The organism is Achromobacter spanius (assembly GCF_002812705.1).
Lineage (GTDB): Bacteria > Pseudomonadota > Gammaproteobacteria > Burkholderiales > Burkholderiaceae_B > Achromobacter > Achromobacter spanius.
In genome coordinates, this window is sequence record NZ_CP025030.1 from 3,071,960 (window position 1) to 3,088,352 (window position 16,393).

General features: G+C 63.0%; 19 protein-coding genes. 7 read left to right on the forward strand and 12 right to left on the reverse strand.

Translation table 11 applies throughout. The features are described 5' to 3' along the window. Positions 1-16 precede the first annotated feature (16 nt). Both CVS48_RS13945 and CVS48_RS13950 read right to left on the reverse strand, forming a co-directional pair. Positions 17-982 carry a Bug family tripartite tricarboxylate transporter substrate binding protein gene (locus CVS48_RS13945; RefSeq protein WP_100854968.1) on the reverse strand — a complete coding sequence of 322 codons (966 nt, stop codon included), beginning with the start codon at positions 980-982 and terminating at the stop codon, positions 17-19. Between the two features lie 61 nt (positions 983-1,043). Then, a complete protein-coding gene (locus tag CVS48_RS13950; RefSeq protein WP_100854969.1) occupies positions 1,044-1,832 on the reverse strand; it encodes an SDR family oxidoreductase in 789 nt (262 codons plus the stop codon). A 257-nt stretch (positions 1,833-2,089) separates the two neighbouring features. Here CVS48_RS13950 and CVS48_RS13955 point away from each other — a divergent pair, with 257 nt between their 5' ends. Next, a complete protein-coding gene (locus tag CVS48_RS13955) occupies positions 2,090-2,809 on the forward strand; it encodes a FadR/GntR family transcriptional regulator (protein WP_167400997.1) in 720 nt (239 codons plus the stop codon). A 47-nt stretch (positions 2,810-2,856) separates the two neighbouring features. On the opposite strand, the gene CVS48_RS13960 is transcribed toward CVS48_RS13955, so the two are convergent. From CVS48_RS13960 to CVS48_RS13975, 4 genes are all read right to left on the reverse strand, one after another. Beyond that, the gene (locus CVS48_RS13960) at positions 2,857-3,078 is read right to left on the reverse strand and encodes a hypothetical protein (protein ID WP_100854971.1); all 222 of its coding nucleotides are present in this window, start codon (positions 3,076-3,078) and stop codon (positions 2,857-2,859) included. A 20-nt stretch (positions 3,079-3,098) separates the two neighbouring features. Beyond that, positions 3,099-3,644, reverse strand: a complete 546-nt coding sequence (locus CVS48_RS13965) for a DUF305 domain-containing protein (RefSeq protein ID WP_197723154.1) — start codon at positions 3,642-3,644, stop codon at positions 3,099-3,101. 97 nt (positions 3,645-3,741) lie between these two features. Continuing rightward, positions 3,742-4,206 carry a DUF2269 family protein gene (locus tag CVS48_RS13970; RefSeq protein ID WP_100854972.1) on the reverse strand — a complete coding sequence of 155 codons (465 nt, stop codon included), beginning with the start codon at positions 4,204-4,206 and terminating at the stop codon, positions 3,742-3,744. Then, positions 4,206-5,504 (reverse strand): SDR family oxidoreductase, encoded by a 1,299-nt coding sequence (locus tag CVS48_RS13975; protein ID WP_100854973.1) that lies wholly within the window; start codon positions 5,502-5,504, stop codon positions 4,206-4,208. Before CVS48_RS13975 ends, CVS48_RS13970 begins: the two co-directional genes overlap by 1 nt. Before the next feature lie 99 nt (positions 5,505-5,603). Between CVS48_RS13975 and CVS48_RS13980 the strand changes: the two genes are divergently transcribed. After that, the gene (locus tag CVS48_RS13980) at positions 5,604-6,122 is read left to right on the forward strand and encodes a hypothetical protein (RefSeq protein ID WP_175121088.1); all 519 of its coding nucleotides are present in this window, start codon (positions 5,604-5,606) and stop codon (positions 6,120-6,122) included. A 39-nt stretch (positions 6,123-6,161) separates the two neighbouring features. Here the strand turns inward: CVS48_RS13980 and CVS48_RS13985 are convergent, their stop codons facing one another. Together CVS48_RS13985 and CVS48_RS13990 are read right to left on the reverse strand one after the other, a co-directional pair. Further along, positions 6,162-6,668 (reverse strand): YciE/YciF ferroxidase family protein, encoded by a 507-nt coding sequence (locus tag CVS48_RS13985; protein WP_100857655.1) that lies wholly within the window; start codon positions 6,666-6,668, stop codon positions 6,162-6,164. A gap of 89 nt (positions 6,669-6,757) precedes the next feature. After that, positions 6,758-7,327, reverse strand: a complete 570-nt coding sequence (locus CVS48_RS13990; RefSeq protein WP_100854974.1) for a DUF4142 domain-containing protein — start codon at positions 7,325-7,327, stop codon at positions 6,758-6,760. 208 nt (positions 7,328-7,535) lie between these two features. Here CVS48_RS13990 and CVS48_RS13995 point away from each other — a divergent pair, with 208 nt between their 5' ends. Continuing rightward, positions 7,536-8,705, forward strand: coding sequence for a zinc-dependent alcohol dehydrogenase (locus CVS48_RS13995; RefSeq protein WP_100854975.1), 1,170 nt, complete (start codon positions 7,536-7,538; stop codon positions 8,703-8,705). A gap of 18 nt (positions 8,706-8,723) precedes the next feature. Here the strand turns inward: CVS48_RS13995 and CVS48_RS14000 are convergent, their stop codons facing one another. The 3 genes from CVS48_RS14000 to CVS48_RS14010 all read right to left on the reverse strand — a co-directional run bounded on the left by CVS48_RS14000 (position 8,724) and on the right by CVS48_RS14010 (position 11,367). Then, entirely contained in the window at positions 8,724-9,632 is a 909-nt protein-coding gene (locus CVS48_RS14000; protein WP_172616195.1) for a DNA/RNA non-specific endonuclease, read from the reverse strand. Between the two features lie 105 nt (positions 9,633-9,737). Beyond that, complete coding sequence (locus tag CVS48_RS14005; RefSeq protein ID WP_100854976.1) at positions 9,738-10,340, reverse strand: LysE/ArgO family amino acid transporter; 603 nt, start codon at positions 10,338-10,340, stop codon at positions 9,738-9,740. 118 nt (positions 10,341-10,458) lie between these two features. Then, complete coding sequence (locus CVS48_RS14010) at positions 10,459-11,367, reverse strand: LysR family transcriptional regulator (protein WP_100854977.1); 909 nt, start codon at positions 11,365-11,367, stop codon at positions 10,459-10,461. 130 nt (positions 11,368-11,497) lie between these two features. Here CVS48_RS14010 and CVS48_RS14015 point away from each other — a divergent pair, with 130 nt between their 5' ends. The 3 genes from CVS48_RS14015 to CVS48_RS14025 are packed head-to-tail and all read left to right on the forward strand — an operon-like array spanning position 11,498 to position 14,730. Next, positions 11,498-12,454, forward strand: coding sequence for a hydroxymethylglutaryl-CoA lyase (locus CVS48_RS14015; protein WP_100854978.1), 957 nt, complete (start codon positions 11,498-11,500; stop codon positions 12,452-12,454). Positions 12,455-12,486: 32 nt separating this feature from the next. After that, positions 12,487-13,713, forward strand: a complete 1,227-nt coding sequence (locus tag CVS48_RS14020; protein WP_100854979.1) for a CaiB/BaiF CoA transferase family protein — start codon at positions 12,487-12,489, stop codon at positions 13,711-13,713. A gap of 30 nt (positions 13,714-13,743) precedes the next feature. Then, positions 13,744-14,730, forward strand: a complete 987-nt coding sequence (locus tag CVS48_RS14025) for a Bug family tripartite tricarboxylate transporter substrate binding protein (RefSeq protein WP_242001285.1) — start codon at positions 13,744-13,746, stop codon at positions 14,728-14,730. A gap of 31 nt (positions 14,731-14,761) precedes the next feature. On the opposite strand, the gene CVS48_RS14030 is transcribed toward CVS48_RS14025, so the two are convergent. Next, positions 14,762-14,986 carry an HP1242/YdcH family protein gene (locus CVS48_RS14030; protein WP_050448397.1) on the reverse strand — a complete coding sequence of 75 codons (225 nt, stop codon included), beginning with the start codon at positions 14,984-14,986 and terminating at the stop codon, positions 14,762-14,764. Positions 14,987-15,237: 251 nt separating this feature from the next. Between CVS48_RS14030 and CVS48_RS14035 the strand changes: the two genes are divergently transcribed. After that, positions 15,238-16,386 carry a sterol desaturase family protein gene (locus tag CVS48_RS14035; protein WP_100854980.1) on the forward strand — a complete coding sequence of 383 codons (1,149 nt, stop codon included), beginning with the start codon at positions 15,238-15,240 and terminating at the stop codon, positions 16,384-16,386. Positions 16,387-16,393 lie beyond the last annotated feature (7 nt).

Consider the following 16,393-nt stretch of genomic DNA (forward strand, 5'->3'; position numbering starts at 1 on the left):
CGGCCACCTGTCACCGTCATTGCACTTTGATGTCGGCGCGCTTGATCAGCGCTGCCCATTCACTGGCTTCCTTGTCCAGCCAGGTCTTGTATTCGGCGGACGACTGGTACACGGGTTCCACCATCATTTTTCTCAGTGTCTCTTTGGTGTCGGGCTGGTTCATGAAGTCCTGCACGGCCTGATTCAGCTTCTGAACGGTTTCGGGGGGCGTATTGACGGGCGCGAACAAGCCTTGGGATATCAGCGCCGAAAATCCTGGTACTCCTGATTCGCTGATCGTGGGGATCTCGGGCGCATACGGGGAGCGCTTGTCGGTAGCGATCGCCAATGCACGCAGCTTTCCGGACCGCAGCAACTCCAACACGGATGGCAATCCCGTGAACACCATGTCGATGTGGCCACCCGCGGTGTCGGTAATCGCGGGGCCGCTGCCTTTGTACGGAACGTGCACGAGTTTGATCTTCGCTTGTTCCATGAGTCTTTCAGCCGCCAAGTGCGTAATGCCGCCCGTTCCAGACGACCCGATCGACAACTTGCCCGGGGACTTGCGCGCGGTTTCCAGCAGATCCTGGAACGTCTTGAAACGCGAGTTCGCGGGCACGACCAGCACGTTCCCGAACGTGGCCAGATTGGCCACGGGGATCAAGTCCTTGCGGGAGTACGAAAGCGGTGTGTATAGCGAGGGAATGATGGAGTAGACAGCGGAATCCGACACCAGCAGCATCTTGTTGGGAGGGGTTGCCCTGACCACCGCCTCGGTGCCGATGATGCCGCCCGCGCCGGCGCGATTTTCAACGATCACGGTTTGGTTCATGGCCTTGCCCAGCCCTGGCGCGACCAGGCGGGCGAAGAGATCGGAGCCGCCTCCCGGGTTGTAAGGAACGATCAGTTGTATGGGTTGCCCCTCTTGCGCCAGAACGGACGATGGGGCGATAGACAGCCCGAGTGCGACGCAGGTCGCGCGTAACAGTATTTTGAACATTGGTTGTCTCCGTGTTCTTTGTTCTACTGCTTATAGGTACTGCTTACAGAAGGGGAACGGATCAGAACGTGCCTGGATAGGCGCCGCCATCCAGCAGAATGTTCTGCCCGGTCAGGTAGCCGGCATCCATGCCGCATAAGAATGCGCAGACGGCACCAAATTCTGCCGGCGTGCCGAATCGCTTCGCGGGAATCGCCTCGCGCCGATGATCGGTATAGGACTCGACCGACGCATTCGCGCGCCCGGCCATCGCGGTCAAATTGCTGCGCAGGCGGTCTGTATCGAAGGTGCCGGGCAGCACGTTGTTCAGGGTGACATTTCGTCCAGCCAGCTTGGCTTGCCGCGCCAACCCCGCGATGAACCCGGTCAGGCCGGAGCGCGCGCCGTTCGATAGTCCCAATGCCGCGATCGGCGCTTTGACGGCCGACGACGTAATGTTGATGACCCGGCCGTAGCCGCGTTTGGCCATGCCGTCGACAGTGGCCTTGATCAACGCAATCGGCGCCAGCATGTTCGCGTCCAGTGCGCGGATCCAGTCGTCGCGCGTCCAATCCTGCATATCGCCCGCGGGCGGTCCGCCTGCGTTGTTGATCAGGATGTCGATGGCGGGAGCTTGCGCCAGCGCGGCTTCACGGCCCTGCTCGGTGGCGATATCGCCAACGGCGGTACGGATGTCGACATTTGGCGCCAGCATGCGCAGTTCTCTAGCTGTGCTTTCCAGCGTGTCCGGGTGGCGGGCAGTGATCACAAGATTCACGCCTTCGGACGCCAACGCTTGCGCGCATCCGCGCCCCAGTCCTTTGCTGGCGCCGCACACCAGCGCCCATTTACCCGCAATCCGCAAGTCCATCTTGATTTGTCTCCGGTGGCAGTCGTGGCTGCAATTCGTCGTTTGCGCTAAATTACATCATTGTTAAGTTGTAAGGCAACTATTTTGAAGGGTGTCCATTCAGGCCAAATGCAGGGCACAGCTATACTGGCCGCCAATCAGTGCGTCGCCCAGCTCTGGCACCACGCGGCCATCTGATCCCCGGAACTTCTATGTCCAGACCTAAGACAGACAATCGGGCTCAGGCCCCGGAAAGTGAATCTTCCGAAGCGCAAGACTTGCGCGCCCAGCGTCCGCCCCGACTGGCCGACCAACTCTACGATCGGTTGCTACAGCAGATCACCTACGGAAAATATCCGGAAGAAAGCCGGCTGCCTTCCGAGATGGATTTGTGCGCGACTTTCGGCGTCTCCCGCCCCGTGGTGCGCGAAGCGCTATTCAGGTTGCAGGCAGACGGCGTCATTATTTCCCAGCGCGGCGCCGGGTCGTATGTGCGTCGGCGGCCCAGCCCTGAACTGGTGAAACTGGCGCCGATCGGCGGGCTGGCAGAGCTGGTGCGCTGCATGGAATTGCGCAGTGCGCTAGAAGGTGACGCTGCCTGCATGGCGGCGACGCGTCGCAGCGAAGGTGATCTGCAAGCCATGGCAACTGCGCTGGAAGACATGCGCGTCGCTTTCGATGCTCGCCAGGTGGGCAACGAAGCTGACTTCCGGTTCCACCAAGCGATTGCGAACGCCTGTGGAAATGACCTGTTCGTGACGATGCTGCAATCGCTATCCAAGCAGATATTCGATTACATGCGTGTGATGCGCAGCCTGGCGTTATCCAGCGCGGTCACTCGCGGCCAACAAGTGCAGCGAGAGCACGAGCGCATTTTTCAAGCCATCAGCAAGCAGCAGCCCGAAGAGGCGCGTGACGCGATGCGCGAGCATATCTACAACTCCAGAATGCGGACGCTGGACGCAAGCTTTTCGCCCACGGTCGCGCGCAAGCGTTAAGGGCACGTCCTTGGCCGGCGGTTCGCCGACGCGCCCGTCGACATGGGCTACTCGCTGATATGGGCGAACTGAACTGAATCAGGTGCGATACCCCCCTGGTGCAGACGCGCGTCCACGTCCTCTTGCCCACCATCGGGAACGCCTGCTTCAGGCAACTCCAGCCAGTTCGCCAGTTCGCGCTTTGCCTGGCTCGTTTCCGAAATACCGCCATTGACCAAGGCGACACCGTCGCCGCCGTCAAGTTTGCGATAGCTGATCTGCGTTTTCATTTTCTCTCCTGGTGCATGGGTTATTCCGGCTTGGGCGCCGGCAGGCCTAGTTCTCGGTAGTCGCGAAGTTCCGGGCTGCCTTCGGGCGGCGGGTTCTTTTCCAGGTCGGCGATAAGCTGTTCCATTTCGCCTATTTCCTTGACCTGTGCCCGGATGATTCCATCCGCCAGTTTGCGAACGCGCGGGTCGCGGATGCGCGCGCGTTCACTGGTCAGAATCGCAATGGAGTGGTGGGGGATCATGGCCCGCATGTACGAAATATCGTCCACCGTGGCTTGGCTGCGCACCAGCCACAATGCGGCGGCGAAGGCGGCAACGCTGCCGATGACGATGCCCAGGTTGATGCGCCGGTTGCGATACATTGACAGCATGAACCCCAGCATGACCACCGCCATGACGGCGCCCATGATCACCGCCATCCACAGCCGCGTTTGGCTGAAATAGATATGCGACAGGGCATAGACGTTCAAGTACATCAAGCCGTACATGATGGTCGTCGCTACGACGATCATCAGTGCGAAGCGGGCGTAACCCCTCTTTTGAGTGTTGTTTGACGATTTGTCCATGGGCCGACTCCCGCGGGTATACACATGCCCGCCGCGCAGCAAGTTCTGTTCCAAGAGGAATTGAGCGCTTGGAATCCAGGCGGTCCGGAATTGCCCTCTACGCCGGCTTGAACACCATCAGCCAGAAAATGCCCAGAAAAGCGCCCAGCGCGGGAAAGCCCAACACGAACCAGGCGCTGAAATAGCGCATGAATCGGGGCGACAGTGGTTGCCCGGCTTGCGCCGAGGCCGTGGCGCTGTCGCGCATCAGCATTTGCAGCCTGACCACGGGTAGCCAACATGCGATGGCGATCGCGTACAGGATCAAGGACGCGGACAGCCACGGCGTGCTCCAGGGAAGCTGCATCAGGTGCACCAGATACCAGCCCGTCAGCGGCTGGATGACCGCCGTGGTCGCGGTGAACAACCAGTCGGCCATCACCACCAGGCGGGCCACGGCGGCGACCACCTTGGGGTCGCGGCCCCGCACCACGCAAAGCAGGTAGAAAGCCGATCCGACGCCGGTGCCGAACAGCAGCGTCGAGGACAGGATGTGCAGCAGCTTGAACCAAAAGTAGTCCATCAACGTCTCCCCACGCGGCTATCGCAGAGATACAGCAAGGCCAGCACGGCCAGCATTGGCAGGTTCTTGGAGAGGGGGCCGAATGGATGTAGCCATTGTTCGGGCAGGCGCAAGCTGATGATGGCGGAATAGCCAAGAATCAACGCTATTTGCGCCACCCAGACCCAGCGTTTGCGTCCGCCCAGATTCATCAGGGTCAGCACACCCAGCGCCAGATCCAGCCCTGCGGCGCTTGCCAGCATTGCCGGTGCGAGCGCGGGGGGGATGCCGGCGCGCGCCAGCAGCGCCAGGCTGTCGGCGATGGGGTACAAGCCCATCGATACCGCGGCCGTCCATAGCCAGACGGCGGCAATGCACAAGCGCATGATCGGCAGCATGAGACGCAGGCTGGCCTCGGCGTGAAGCGGGCCTTGCTCTTGCGGCTTGATGAAGGCGCTTGGGGCGGTGGGGGAGCGGCCGAGCAAGGCGGCAAAGGGGGCTGGGTTGCCGGTGTTGCCACGATTCAGCATGGCAAGGCTATCGGGGTGGATCAACGACCCCGGTAGCCATTGCGCGGCCACGGCGATGGGGTGCGCAAGGCCAGTGGGCACGGCGATGATCCATTGGCGCCCCGCGATCCCGAAGCCTTGCCGCAGCAACGCCAGGTATTTCCGAACCGTCACGGGTTCGGGGCCGCAGAACGCAATGGTGGTGGGGGCGCGCGCCGGTTGTGCGAGCATCGCCCGAACGCCATCGACGACGTCGTCGACATAGACGGGTTGAATGCGTTGCCAGCCGCCCGCCGGCAGCGCGACGACGGGCAGGGCGGCCAACAGGTTGAATAATGCCGCGCTGGCCCCACCCGTTCCGTATACCAACGACGGCTGCACGATGTACGCGGCGGAACCTGCCGCCCGTAGCGCATCGTCCGCCACGCGCTTGCTCAGATGGAAGCCGGTACGGGCGTCGGCGTCCGCGCCCAAGGCAGAAAACTGGACGATCTGCGCGCCGCATTGCCGGGCCGCTGCGAATAGCGCGATCGCCGCGTTTCCGTGCACATCTGAAAAGTGCGCGGTGCGGGTTTCGCGGAACACACCCACGGTGTTGATGACGGCTTGAACGCCCGACAGGTGCGGCAACCAGTCTTCAATGCGGGTCAAACGGGCAAAGTCGGCGGGCACGTATCTTGCTCGCGGCACGTTCAGATCGTCGGCGCGCGGCGTGCGCACGAGGCAAACCAGATGATGGCCGTCGTTGCGCAAGGCGTCGACCAATCGACCGCCGATAAATCCATGCGCACCAGTCAGCAGAATTTTCATTGGCGTTCCCTTTTGTCGCTAGGGCGGAGTCAGGGGCTGCAACGAGCAGCAATCGCCATACCCGCTAGTACCCACAAGGATCAAACTTGGGAGACTGACATGCACGAATGGCGCCAGGCTTTTCGGGAAGGAGTGCGTAGCGGCAGTGCCGCCAGCGCGTTGTCGACGTTGGCGCTGATGGCATTGTCGCGGCGGCAAGCCGGGCATATGGCTGCCGCGACCAATGCCACCAGCCAGTGGGTATGGGGGGATCGCGCGCTGCATCAGGACGACATAAGCTGGCAGCACACGGTGCCGGGCTTGCTGATTCATCACGCGGCCTCGATTTTCTGGGCGACCCTGCACGCGCGCGCCAGCGCAAGGGCGCAGCAGACCTCGTGGGGAAAGCGGCCGTGGGTGGAAGGGGCGTTGGTGGCGGCGACGTCCTGCTTCGCCGACTACCAGCTCACCCCCAAACGGTTGCAACCGGGCTTCGAACAGCGGCTGACGCGCGGCGCGCTGCTGTTGGTCTATATTGCGTTCGGCGCGGGCATCGCGCTGGCGTCCGGTGGCTTGTCGCGGGGCGAGTCTCGAACCCCGCGTCGTCCGCCGCGCCGAAGCCTGCGCCGAGCCCCGTGACGAATGCGACGGGATTGCCCCGGCGCTGGCTTCTGCTGCTTATTTCGCCTTGCCCGCCTGCGCGGCTTCAGCATTGGTTTGCTGCAGGGCCAGCATGCTGAGCTTCTCGTCGGTGGCCTTTTCCTCGGCCAGCGTTTCCTTCAACAAGGTCAGCGCCTGGGTCATGCCAAGTTGTTTGGCGAAGGTGCATAAGGTGCCGTAGCTGGCAATTTCGTAATGCTCGACCTTCTGCGCCGCCGCGATCAAGGCCGCGTCGCGCACCGGGCCTTTTTCTACGTCTTCCATCACGTCGCGGCCTTCCTCCACCAAGCCTTCCATCGCCGCGCACTTGATGCGCTTGAGACGAAAATCGGCCGACTCCACAATCTTGTCGATGCGTTCCACCTGACCCCGTGTTTCCTCCAGGTGCTGAGTGAAGGCGTCTGCCAGCGAGGGTTCGCTGGCAGCGCGGGCCATCTTCGGCAGCGCTCGTGTCAGTTGCTTTTCGGCGCTGTAGATGTCGGATAGTTCGTGAATGAAGAGATCCTGCAAAGTCTTCTGCGTCATGTTCTGCTCCCGTGGGTGATAGACGGCCATGATCGGCCCAGCCGCTTTCAGCAAACACCATGCCTGTGTGCGCTTGCGGTCAAACCCGGTCAGCTTGCCGGGTCTTTGATCGCTTTGCGCAGCGCGCGGGCCATGTCCAGATGGCGCTTCAACAGGGGCAGCGTGTCGGCGGCGAAGCGCTTCAGATCGTTGTCCGTGGCGTGTCCGGCGGCCTCTTCGAATAGTTCGATAGCGTCCTCGTGCGCCGCCACGCCGATCTCATCGCCATAGGCTTCGTCAAAGCCGTCGTCGCGCAGCTCCAGCGCTTTCAGCTTGGCGGCCTGGACCAGCGATGGTTGCGTGGGCGTCTCGTAACCCTTCTTCTTGACCAGCGCCTGGATTTGCTCGCCCAGCCTTGTGTGCTCGTCGATCATCTTCTGGGCGAATTGCTTGATTTGGGCGTTGCGGGATTTTTTCAAGGCGAGCTTGCCGCCCGCGATTTCCATATAGCCGGATTCCGCCGCCTTGGTCAGAAAGCCTCGGTCCTCACTGTTCAATTGCGTGATCGATGCGGACGAGCCGGGTGCGCTGGGGTCGGGGGCGGGTTGCGCAAATGCGAAGCCCGGCGCGGCCAGGAATAACGCGATGCATAGGCTTGCGCTCAACACGGGCTTGTTCATTTCCTATCTCCTGGGTGATACGCGCCGGCAGAACGTGGCCGCTGGTTCAGGCAGGATTTGCCGGCCGCGCACAGTGGAAGAGCAAGCCGCGTACCTGCTTGGCCAGGATCCGCCGCGGCCAACGCTGGCGAGGCACGCCAGAGGCACGATAGTTGCTGCCCATCCCCCGCGACCGCAACCCTGCGATTGCATGACAAAGGGGATACACATGAAAGCACTCTGCTGGCACGGCAAACACGATGTCCGGTACGACACCGTTCCTGATCCGACCCTCGAGCATCCAGGCGACGCCATCATCAAGGTAAGCGCCTGCGCCATTTGCGGTTCGGATCTGCATCTATTCGACGGCTTCATGCCGCAAATGAAGTCCGGAGACGTACTCGGGCATGAATTCATGGGAGAAGTGGTGGAGGTGGGCAGTGAAGCCAAGCGCCTGAAAGTGGGGGACCGCGTGGTGATTCCGTTCACCATTACTTGCGGCCAATGCGAGCAGTGCCTGCGAGGCAACTTCTCGGTCTGCGAACGCACCAACCGGAACGCGGATGCGGCGGCCAAGGTGTTTGGCCATACCACGGCCGGCTTGTTCGGATATAGCCATTTGACGGGCGGTTACGCGGGCGGGCAGGCAGAATTCGTGCGGGTACCGTGGGCTGATACCACGCACATCCCGGTGCCACCCGAACTTAGCGATGATCAAGTCTTGTTTCTGGGTGACATCTTTCCCACGGGTTGGCAGGCGGCGGTGCAATGCGAGATTGAACCCACCGACACGGTTGCGATCTGGGGCGCCGGTCCGGTGGGCCAGATGGCGGTGCGCAGCGCGGTCTTGCTGAACGCCAAGCAAGTAATCTGCATCGACGACGTTCCCGAACGCTTGAAGATGGCCAGTGATGGCGGCGCCATTCCGATCAACTTTCAAGAAGAAAGCGTGGTCGATCGGCTGCAAGCGCTGACGCAGGGCAAGGGGCCGGAGAAATGCATAGACGCCGTCGGCATGGAATCGCACTCCAGCCACACCATGGGCGAACTGTATGACCGGGTCAAGCAAGCCGTGGGCGCCGAAACCGACCGGCCGCACGTGCTGCGCGAAATGATCTATGTATGCCGCCCGGGCGGGGTCTTGTCGGTGCCGGGCGTGTACGGCGGCTTGATCGACAAGATTCCGTTTGGGGCATCGATGAACAAGGGGCTGACCTGGCGCATGGGCCAGACCCATGTGCGGCGATGGACCGACGAACTGCTGGATTTGATTGTCGACGGCCGCATCGATCCGTCGTTCGTGATTACCCACCACGAACGCCTGCAAGCCGGCCCCGATATGTACAAGACGTTTCGAGACAAGCTGGACGGGTGCATCAAGGTGGTGTTGAACCCTTGAAGCAAGGCGCGCTGGCCGCTAGGAGTTGGACGGCAGCAATTGCATTCCCGTGCGGCGGACGAATTCCTCGTAGCTGATCGGGGCGCTTTCTTTTGCGCTGGCGTTGTTGGCCTGCCAGTGCACCCATGAGCGGCGCGTGGTGGCGTCGTACACCACCTTGTAGACGTGGCTGGGCACCGCCACGCCGAAGCCGATGGATGCAGGCTTGCCGGCGTAGTAGGGGCCGGTATAGACGTACACATCGCCCGCCGCGCGCATGACGTACTTGCGGGTGTCTTGTTCGATGCGGCTCCAGGGGCCGGCGTTTTGCGTCTGGTCTTGCGGCACCATGTTGGCAAGCGAAAAGCTCTGCGCCATGGCGTCTCGGGAATACATGTCACCGGCGGGCGCCATGTGGCCGCGCGAGTAGCCGGATCCCTTGTAGTCGTCCAGGCTGGCGCGTTCGCCGCTGGGCAGGCGGGCTTCGGCGTAGAACTTGTCGGTGCGCTGCAAGCCCTGCGCCTGCGTCAGCAGCTTGCGGTTCAGGCGTTCGGCGACAAACACCGGCGTTTTGGTCTGGCCGTTGTGCAGGACGGCAAAAGCTGAAAAGCACAGCTCGCGCAGCGCGGGGGCCGAGGGCACGACGGGCAGGTTGCCGGATGGGAAAAACTGCGGGCAGTCGGCGAAGCGAGTGTGGGTCAACGCCCCGGAAGGGATGGCAGCCGGGGCAAACTTTTCCTGGGCTGGCCACCCCAAGCGCGCCAGGATGGCATCCGGCGAGAACTGCGCGGGCCATTGCGGCTTCAAGACATAGGTGGTGGCGCCGAAGCTGGCCAGTGACGAAACCAGAAGCGCCCTGAAGAACCGATAGGCACGGCTCGCCGATTTGCTATTGCCCCGAGCTACCGGGCGTTTTCTTGTTGATGCTGTTTTCTTCGCGCGCGTCATGCTACCTGTGTGTTGCGGGCTGGGCCACCGCAGGGCCAGCGTCGCCGAATTGTAGATGACTGACTGCGGGCGACCGCAAGCTCAGTCCGCTACAACAACAGTTCGTCACAACACCAGTTTCAATCCGATCGCGAACATCGCCACGCCCACGCAACCGTCCAGCACCCGCCAGGCGTTGGGGTTCGCAAACAGCGGTCGCAGCAGCCGGGCGCCATAGCCCAGCGTGAAGAAAAATGTGAACGACGCGCACATGGCGCCCAGCGCGAAGGCGGTTTTGGCGCCGTCGTACTGGCTGGAGATCGATCCCAGCAGCACCACGGTGTCCAGGTACACATGCGGGTTGAGCCAGGTGAACGCCAGGCAGGCGGCCAGCGTGGCGGCAAGCCCGGTGGTTTGGCGGGCGGAAGGCGCCAGGCTGTCGTGCTGGGCGCGCAGGGCCGACCGCAAGCTGCGCGCGGCGTAGAGGAAGAGGAACAACGCGCCCCCGTAGCGCATGGCGGGCTCCAGCCAGGGCAGTGTGTCGGCCGCCAGCCCAAAGCCCGCCACCCCCGCCGCAATCAGGATGGCGTCGGAGGCGGCGCAGGTGAGGCAGACCGCGAACACGTATTCCTGGCGCAAGCCTTGTCGCAGGACGAAGGCGTTTTGCGCGCCGATGGCGACGATCAGGCTAAGGCCGAGCAGAAACCCGGGAATGAATGCGGTCGTCATGGCAACCCTTGTGGCAACCTTTATGGAAAGGCCGACAGACTAGCCGCTGGTAGGGGATTAGAAAAACTAAATAAGCTAAATCAACATTAGTTCGTCTAAACAGCATCGTGGCCAGGTGTCACACCGACGCCCGGCCCGCCGCGACCAGATGATCCAGCAACAGGCTGGCCGCCGCCGACAGCGAATGCGCGTCGCGCATGCAGATGGCGAAGCGGCGGTGGCTCCAGGGGTCATGCAGCGGCAACACTCGCAGCCCATGGGCCAGGGCGTAGGGCGTGGCTACCTCGATGGGCGCCACGCTGATTGCCAAGCCCGCCAGCACCACCCGGAAGGCAGAGTCGAAATTGCTGACGGTGACGCGGTGGCGCAGAGACTTGCCGCTTTGGTTGGCCGCGGTTTGCAGCATGCGCAGGACCGCGCCGGCGGCAGGCATGTTGACGTGCTCGTAGTCCAAGGCTTCGTCGAACCAGACCGCGTCGCGCTGGGCCAGCGGATGATCGGGCGCGGTAACGACAGCCAGGCGATCGCCCCGGTATGGCCGGGTGTCCAGCCCATGAAAGTCGGCCGCGTCCCAGCAGATGCCCAGGCTGGCGATGCCGCCCTTGACCTCGCGCACGACGTCCTGGCTGACGCGCTCTTCCATGTCCACGCGGATGTTGCGGTGGGGGGCGGCTTGCAGGAATGTTGCGATGTCCTCGGCCAGGGATTCGGCCAGGACGGACGCGGTGGCCAGGATGCGCACCTGCCCCTTCACGCCGCTGGCGTAGGCCGACATGTCGCGTTCAATGCGTTGCGAACTGGCCAATATCGCGCGTGCGTGTTCCAGCAGGGTCTCGCCGGCCTCGGTGGGTTCGACGCCCCGACGCTTGCGCGTCAACAGCTTGGCGCCCACGGTGTCTTCCAACTGCGCCAGCCGTTTGCTGATGGCCGAACCGACGATGTTGGCGCGTTGGCCGGCGCGGGCGATGTTGCCGGTTTCACAGACGGAGATGAACAGGCGCAGGGTGGTGATGTCCAGGTCGCGCATGGCAGGGCCGCCTTGTTTAGAAGTTCCAAAATGGAATATTAGTCGTTCCGGAATACCGCTTGTGCGTGAATCGAGAATATCTAAACTGGCTTGGTCGCTTGATGAAGCCTTACTGGATAACGCCGCTGCCATGCCGATCGCCCCGTCCTCCTGTTTTCCGAACCGCGCCACGGTGCGCGAAGTGGGGCTGCGCGACGGCTTGCAGAGCTTGCCGGTCGTGATGCCCACGCAAACCAAGCTTGAATGGATCGATGCCGCCTACGCGGCCGGCCAGCGCGAGATTGAAGTGGGGTCATTCGTACCCGCCCGCCTGCTGCCCCAGTTGGCGGATACCGAGACCTTGGTGGCCCACGCCAAACGCCTGGATGGACTAATGGTGTCGGTCTTGGTGCCCAACTTGAAAGGCGCCGAACGCGCGCTGGCCAGCGGCGCGGACCTGATGCTGGTGCCCTTGTCGGCCAGCCATGCCCATAGCTCGGCCAACCTGCGCAAGACCCCGGATGAGGTGGTGGCGATGGTGGGCCAGATGCGCGCGGCGCGCGACGCGGCCGGGTCGTCAATGTTGATTGAAGGCGGGGTGGGCACGGCGTTCGGCTGCACCTTGCAGGGCCATGTTCCGCCGCAGGAAGTATTGCGGCTGATGCAGGCCTTGCTGGATGCGGGCGCCGACCGCGTCAGCCTGGCCGATACGGTGGGCTATGCCGACCCGGCAGCGGTGCGACGGCTTTTCGACGAAGCGCGCCGCTTGGCGGGCGACCGCCTGTGCTGTGCGCACTTTCATGACACGCGGGGCTTGGGGCTGGCCAATGTGCTGGCCGCGTTGGAAACGGGCGTGTCGCGTTTTGACGCTTGCCTGGCGGGCATCGGCGGCTGCCCGCATGCCCCCGGCGCCAGCGGCAATGTCAGCACGGAAGACCTGGTTTTCATGCTGGAAAGCATGGGCATCGCCACCGGCGTGGACATCAGCCGATTGCTGGCGCTGCGCCACAAGGTTGGCGTCTGGCTGCCGGACCAGCCCTTGCACGGCGCGCTGTGGCAGGCCGGCCTGCCCAAGACGTTCCATTCCCTATCCGGCGCGGCTGCCTGATTGCGCCCGCCCAATATCTTTCGAGCTTACCCATGCCACAACCGATTCAAGATACTGCTACGCCCCCGTCTCCCCGTGCATTGCCGCTGGCCGGCTTGCGCGTGGTCGAATTCACGCACATGGTGATGGGCCCGACCTGCGGCATGGTGCTGGCCGACCTGGGCGCCGAAGTCATCAAGGTGGAACCGGTGCGGGGGGATCGCACCCGGCATCTGCTGGGTGTGGGCGCGGGCTTCTTCCCGATGTTCAACCGCAACAAGAAGAGCATCGCGCTGGATATCCAAAGCCCCGAGGGCGCCGCCGCCGCGCGCAAACTGGCGGCCAGCGCCGACGTGGTGGCCGAGAACTTTCGCCCCGGCACGATGGCCAAGTACGGGCTGGACTACGCCTCGCTGTCGCAAGACAACCCCCGGTTGATCTACGTCAGCCACAAGGGCTTTCTGCCCGGCCCCTACGAGATGCGCACCGCCCTGGACGAAGTCGTGCAAATGATGGGCGGGCTGGCCTACATGACCGGCCGGCCTGGCGACCCGGTGCGCGCGGGCACCAGCGTCAACGACATCATGGGCGGCATGTTCGGCGCCATCGGCGCCATGGCCGCGCTGATCCAGCGGGGCATTACGGGCCGGGGGCAGGAAGTGCAGTCGGCCCTGTTCGAGAACAACGTCTTCCTGGTGGGGCAGCACATGCTGCAGTACGCCATTACCGGCCAGCCGTCCGCGCCGATGCCCGATCGCGTATCCGCCTGGGCGCTGTACGACGTGTTCACCGTGAAGGATGGCGAGCAGATCTTCCTGGCGGCCGTCAGCGATGCGCAATGGGTCACCTTCTGCGACGCCTTCGGATTCGATGACTTGAAGCGGGATCCCGCCATGGCCACCAACAATGACCGGGTGCGTCTGCGCCCCACCTTGTTGGCCGACCTGCGCGAGCGTTTGGCCGGCTACAGCGCGGCGGAACTCTCAAGCGTGTTCGAACGCATCGGCTTGCCGTTTGCGCCCATCGTCAAACCCGAAGCGCTTTATGACGACCCGCATCTGCGCGCCACGGGCGGGCTGGCCGACATCCGGCTGCCCGACGGCGAACGCGCCGGCCAGACCGCGGGCGCGGCGTTGTTCCCCTTGATGATGGACGGACACCGGCTGGGGGTGCGGCTGCACCCGCCGACCTTGGGCGTGGACACGGACGCCGTGCTGGCGGACCTGGGTTATGACGCAACGCAGATTGCGGCGCTGCGGGAGCAGGGCGCGGTAGCGTGATGGGAAACAAAAAACCAACAGGAGACAAACATGAGCAATCAACGCGCGGGGTGGAGCCGCCGACAACTACTGGGAGCGCTGGGCGTGACGATGTTGGGCGCGCCAGCCCTGGCCAGGGCGCAGTCGGACCGGCCCATCAAGTTCATTCTGCCCGTGGGGGTGGGTTCAGGCGTGGACACGATCACGCGGTCGGCCGGCCCGGCGCTGTCCGCCGCCCTGGGCCACACGGTCGTGGTCGAAAACCAGCCGGGCGCGGGCGGCATCGTGGGCACGTCCGCGTTGGTGCGGTCGGCGCCGGACGGCTACACGCTAAGCATGCTGTCGAACAACCATGTGATTTTTCCCAGCGTCTATAAGTCTTTGCCGTTCGACCCGCTGACCGACATCACGCCGATCAGCATGGTGGGCATGACGCCGTTCCTGGTCGTGGCCAACCCGAAGCAGATCGCGGCGGGCAACCTCAAGGAATTGACCGCGTTGCTATCGCGCGAGCCCGGCCGCTATAACTACGCCTCGTCGGGCAACGGCACCATCCTGCATCTGGCCGCCGAAATGTACGTGCAGCAGGCGGGCGTCAAGGCGCGCCATATTCCTTATAAAGGCGTGGGTCCTATGATGGCGGACCTGATCGGCGGGCAGGTGGATTTCGGCGTCTTGTCGCTGCCTTCGGTGCTGCCGCAGATAAAAAGCGGTGCGCTCAAGGCGCTGGCGGCTTGTGGTGGCGAACGGATGGCGGCCTTGCCTGATTTGCCCACGGCGCGTGAGCAGGGCTTGGAAAATTACGAGATCGGTGGTTGGTTCGCTGCGGCAGGGCCGGGCAAATTGCCGGCGGCCGATGTGCGCCGCATTTACGACGCATTGGGTCGGGCGTTCAATTCGCCAGAGGTCAAGCAGGCCATGGCGGCGCAGAACAACCGTATTTTGCTGATGCCCCCCGAACAGACGGCGGCGTACTTTCGTTCTGAAATGGCGAAGTACGCGGTCGTGGTGCGGGGGGCGGGGCTGGAGCTGATGTAGGGCAGGTAGCCGGTGCCGGACAGGCGGGGGGTTAGCCGGTGTTCTGGTCGGCTGCTCGCAGCAGGCCGTAGAGCTTGTCCTTGAGCAGCAGTTTTTCTTTTTTCAGCACCTCGATGTGGGCGCTTGAGGACGGCACCTTGCCGTCCTCCATATTTTGGATTTCCTGGTCCAGGTCGTTGTGACGCTGGAACAGGGCCGAGAAATGCGCGTTCTCGGATTTCAGCTGCGTAATGAGTTGGCGATATTCAGGGAACATTAGGGCCTCTCTCTTGGGAACCCGTTGACGGGACCGGCACGCGCCAAGCGCGGCGAGCGTCGGCGTCCTCATGACACGCCAACGACTGTTCATTGTCAACCCGCCCCCTGCCAGGGCGGGGCAAGCGGGTTGAGCGCGCGCAAGGAAGATCCGAACGTGCGCTGAATTTGTCGTTGATATTCACGTTTGATTACATGACCGGGGTTGAGCGGGGATACACTCTGGCCCCCGTGGTCAGTCATATCGCAGACATGAAACAGCGCGCGTCCGGTGTTCGGCAAGTTCTAGATCTTTTCAGCAAGGACGGGCGCATCAACCCGGGAACCGGCATGATCAGCGGCGTGATTGCGCTGTTCCTGGCCATTCTGGCCGTGCTGGGGGTGCTGGCTTTCCACTTTCCCGCCTATCTCACCACGCCGGAACTGCGCGCCTTCTACTCCGTGGAAGCGATGCGCACGCTGCTGTTTTCCGCGCTGCTGGTGTCGGGCTCCATTGCGCTTGCCAATACCGTGCTGGGGCGTCAGCGCTGGCTGAACATCTCGGCCTTCGCGCTGGTTTGTTGCGCGGTGGCGGCGGGCGGCAGCCAAGTGGTGGTGACGTCGTCCAACACCGGCAACCACCCGTACCTGGGCCTGGACTGGTTCATCCTGGACCTGCTGGCGTCCAGCATGGTCTTCATCATTGTCGAAAAGCTGACGCCGTTGTATCCCGGCCAGCCCGTGTTTCGCGGGGAATGGCAGGTGGACATGAAGCATTTCCTGTTCAATCACCTGTCGGTGGGCGCGGTGCTTCTGTGCATCAACTTCTTCATCCACCGGCTGTTTTCCTGGGCGGCGTATGAGCCCTTGCAGGCGGCCATCCAGTCGATGCCCTATGTGCTGGAACTCTTCGTGGCGGTGCTGGTGGCGGACCTGGCGCAGTACGCGGCGCATCGGGTTTATCACGAGGTGCCGTTCATGTGGCGCTTTCATGCGGTGCATCACAGCACGCGCACGCTGGACTGGCTGGCCGGTTCACGCCTGCACATCGTTGAACTGCTGATCACGCGCGTGGCCGTGTTGGGCGTGCTGTTCGTACTGGGGTTTTCGAAGGCGGTGCTGGACGCCTACATCATCATCGTCGGGTTCCAGGCCGTGTTGATCCATTCCAACGTGAAGCTGCCGTGGGGCTGGCTGCGCTACATCATCGTGACGCCGGATTTTCATCATTGGCATCACTCGTCAGACACCGAAGCCATCGACAAGAACTACGCCGCGCACTTCTCGTTTATCGATTACGCCTTTGGAACCGCCGTGCGTGGCGTGGGCAAGCGCTTGCCCGAGAACTACGGGATTCTTGATAACGACATGCCGGGGACGTTCCTGGCGCAGCAGGTGTATCCCTTCGCGCGCAAGCGCTAGGGGTAGA

What these genes read in the sequence shown, in the direction of transcription:
- CVS48_RS13995 (WP_100854975.1), top strand. Translation starts at nt 7,536, where the DNA reads ATGAAAGCACTCTGCTGGCACGGCAAACACGATGTCCGGTACGACACC.
- CVS48_RS14020 (WP_100854979.1), top strand. Translation starts at nt 12,487, where the DNA reads ATGCCACAACCGATTCAAGATACTGCTACGCCCCCGTCTCCCCGTGCA.
- CVS48_RS13950 (WP_100854969.1), bottom strand. Translation starts at nt 1,832, where the DNA reads ATGGACTTGCGGATTGCGGGTAAATGGGCGCTGGTGTGCGGCGCCAGC.
- CVS48_RS13985 (WP_100857655.1), bottom strand. Translation starts at nt 6,668, where the DNA reads ATGACGCAGAAGACTTTGCAGGATCTCTTCATTCACGAACTATCCGAC.
- CVS48_RS14010 (WP_100854977.1), bottom strand. Translation starts at nt 11,367, where the DNA reads ATGCGCGACCTGGACATCACCACCCTGCGCCTGTTCATCTCCGTCTGT.
- CVS48_RS14025 (WP_242001285.1), top strand. Translation starts at nt 13,744, where the DNA reads ATGAGCAATCAACGCGCGGGGTGGAGCCGCCGACAACTACTGGGAGCG.
- CVS48_RS13970 (WP_100854972.1), bottom strand. Translation starts at nt 4,206, where the DNA reads ATGGACTACTTTTGGTTCAAGCTGCTGCACATCCTGTCCTCGACGCTG.
- CVS48_RS13960 (WP_100854971.1), bottom strand. Translation starts at nt 3,078, where the DNA reads ATGAAAACGCAGATCAGCTATCGCAAACTTGACGGCGGCGACGGTGTC.
- CVS48_RS14015 (WP_100854978.1), top strand. Translation starts at nt 11,498, where the DNA reads ATGCCGATCGCCCCGTCCTCCTGTTTTCCGAACCGCGCCACGGTGCGC.
- CVS48_RS14005 (WP_100854976.1), bottom strand. Translation starts at nt 10,340, where the DNA reads ATGACGACCGCATTCATTCCCGGGTTTCTGCTCGGCCTTAGCCTGATC.
- CVS48_RS14030 (WP_050448397.1), bottom strand. Translation starts at nt 14,986, where the DNA reads ATGTTCCCTGAATATCGCCAACTCATTACGCAGCTGAAATCCGAGAAC.
- CVS48_RS13975 (WP_100854973.1), bottom strand. Translation starts at nt 5,504, where the DNA reads ATGAAAATTCTGCTGACTGGTGCGCATGGATTTATCGGCGGTCGATTG.
- CVS48_RS13990 (WP_100854974.1), bottom strand. Translation starts at nt 7,327, where the DNA reads ATGAACAAGCCCGTGTTGAGCGCAAGCCTATGCATCGCGTTATTCCTG.
- CVS48_RS13980 (WP_175121088.1), top strand. Translation starts at nt 5,604, where the DNA reads ATGCACGAATGGCGCCAGGCTTTTCGGGAAGGAGTGCGTAGCGGCAGT.
- CVS48_RS14000 (WP_172616195.1), bottom strand. Translation starts at nt 9,632, where the DNA reads ATGACGCGCGCGAAGAAAACAGCATCAACAAGAAAACGCCCGGTAGCT.
- CVS48_RS13965 (WP_197723154.1), bottom strand. Translation starts at nt 3,644, where the DNA reads ATGGACAAATCGTCAAACAACACTCAAAAGAGGGGTTACGCCCGCTTC.
- CVS48_RS14035 (WP_100854980.1), top strand. Translation starts at nt 15,238, where the DNA reads ATGAAACAGCGCGCGTCCGGTGTTCGGCAAGTTCTAGATCTTTTCAGC.
- CVS48_RS13945 (WP_100854968.1), bottom strand. Translation starts at nt 982, where the DNA reads ATGTTCAAAATACTGTTACGCGCGACCTGCGTCGCACTCGGGCTGTCT.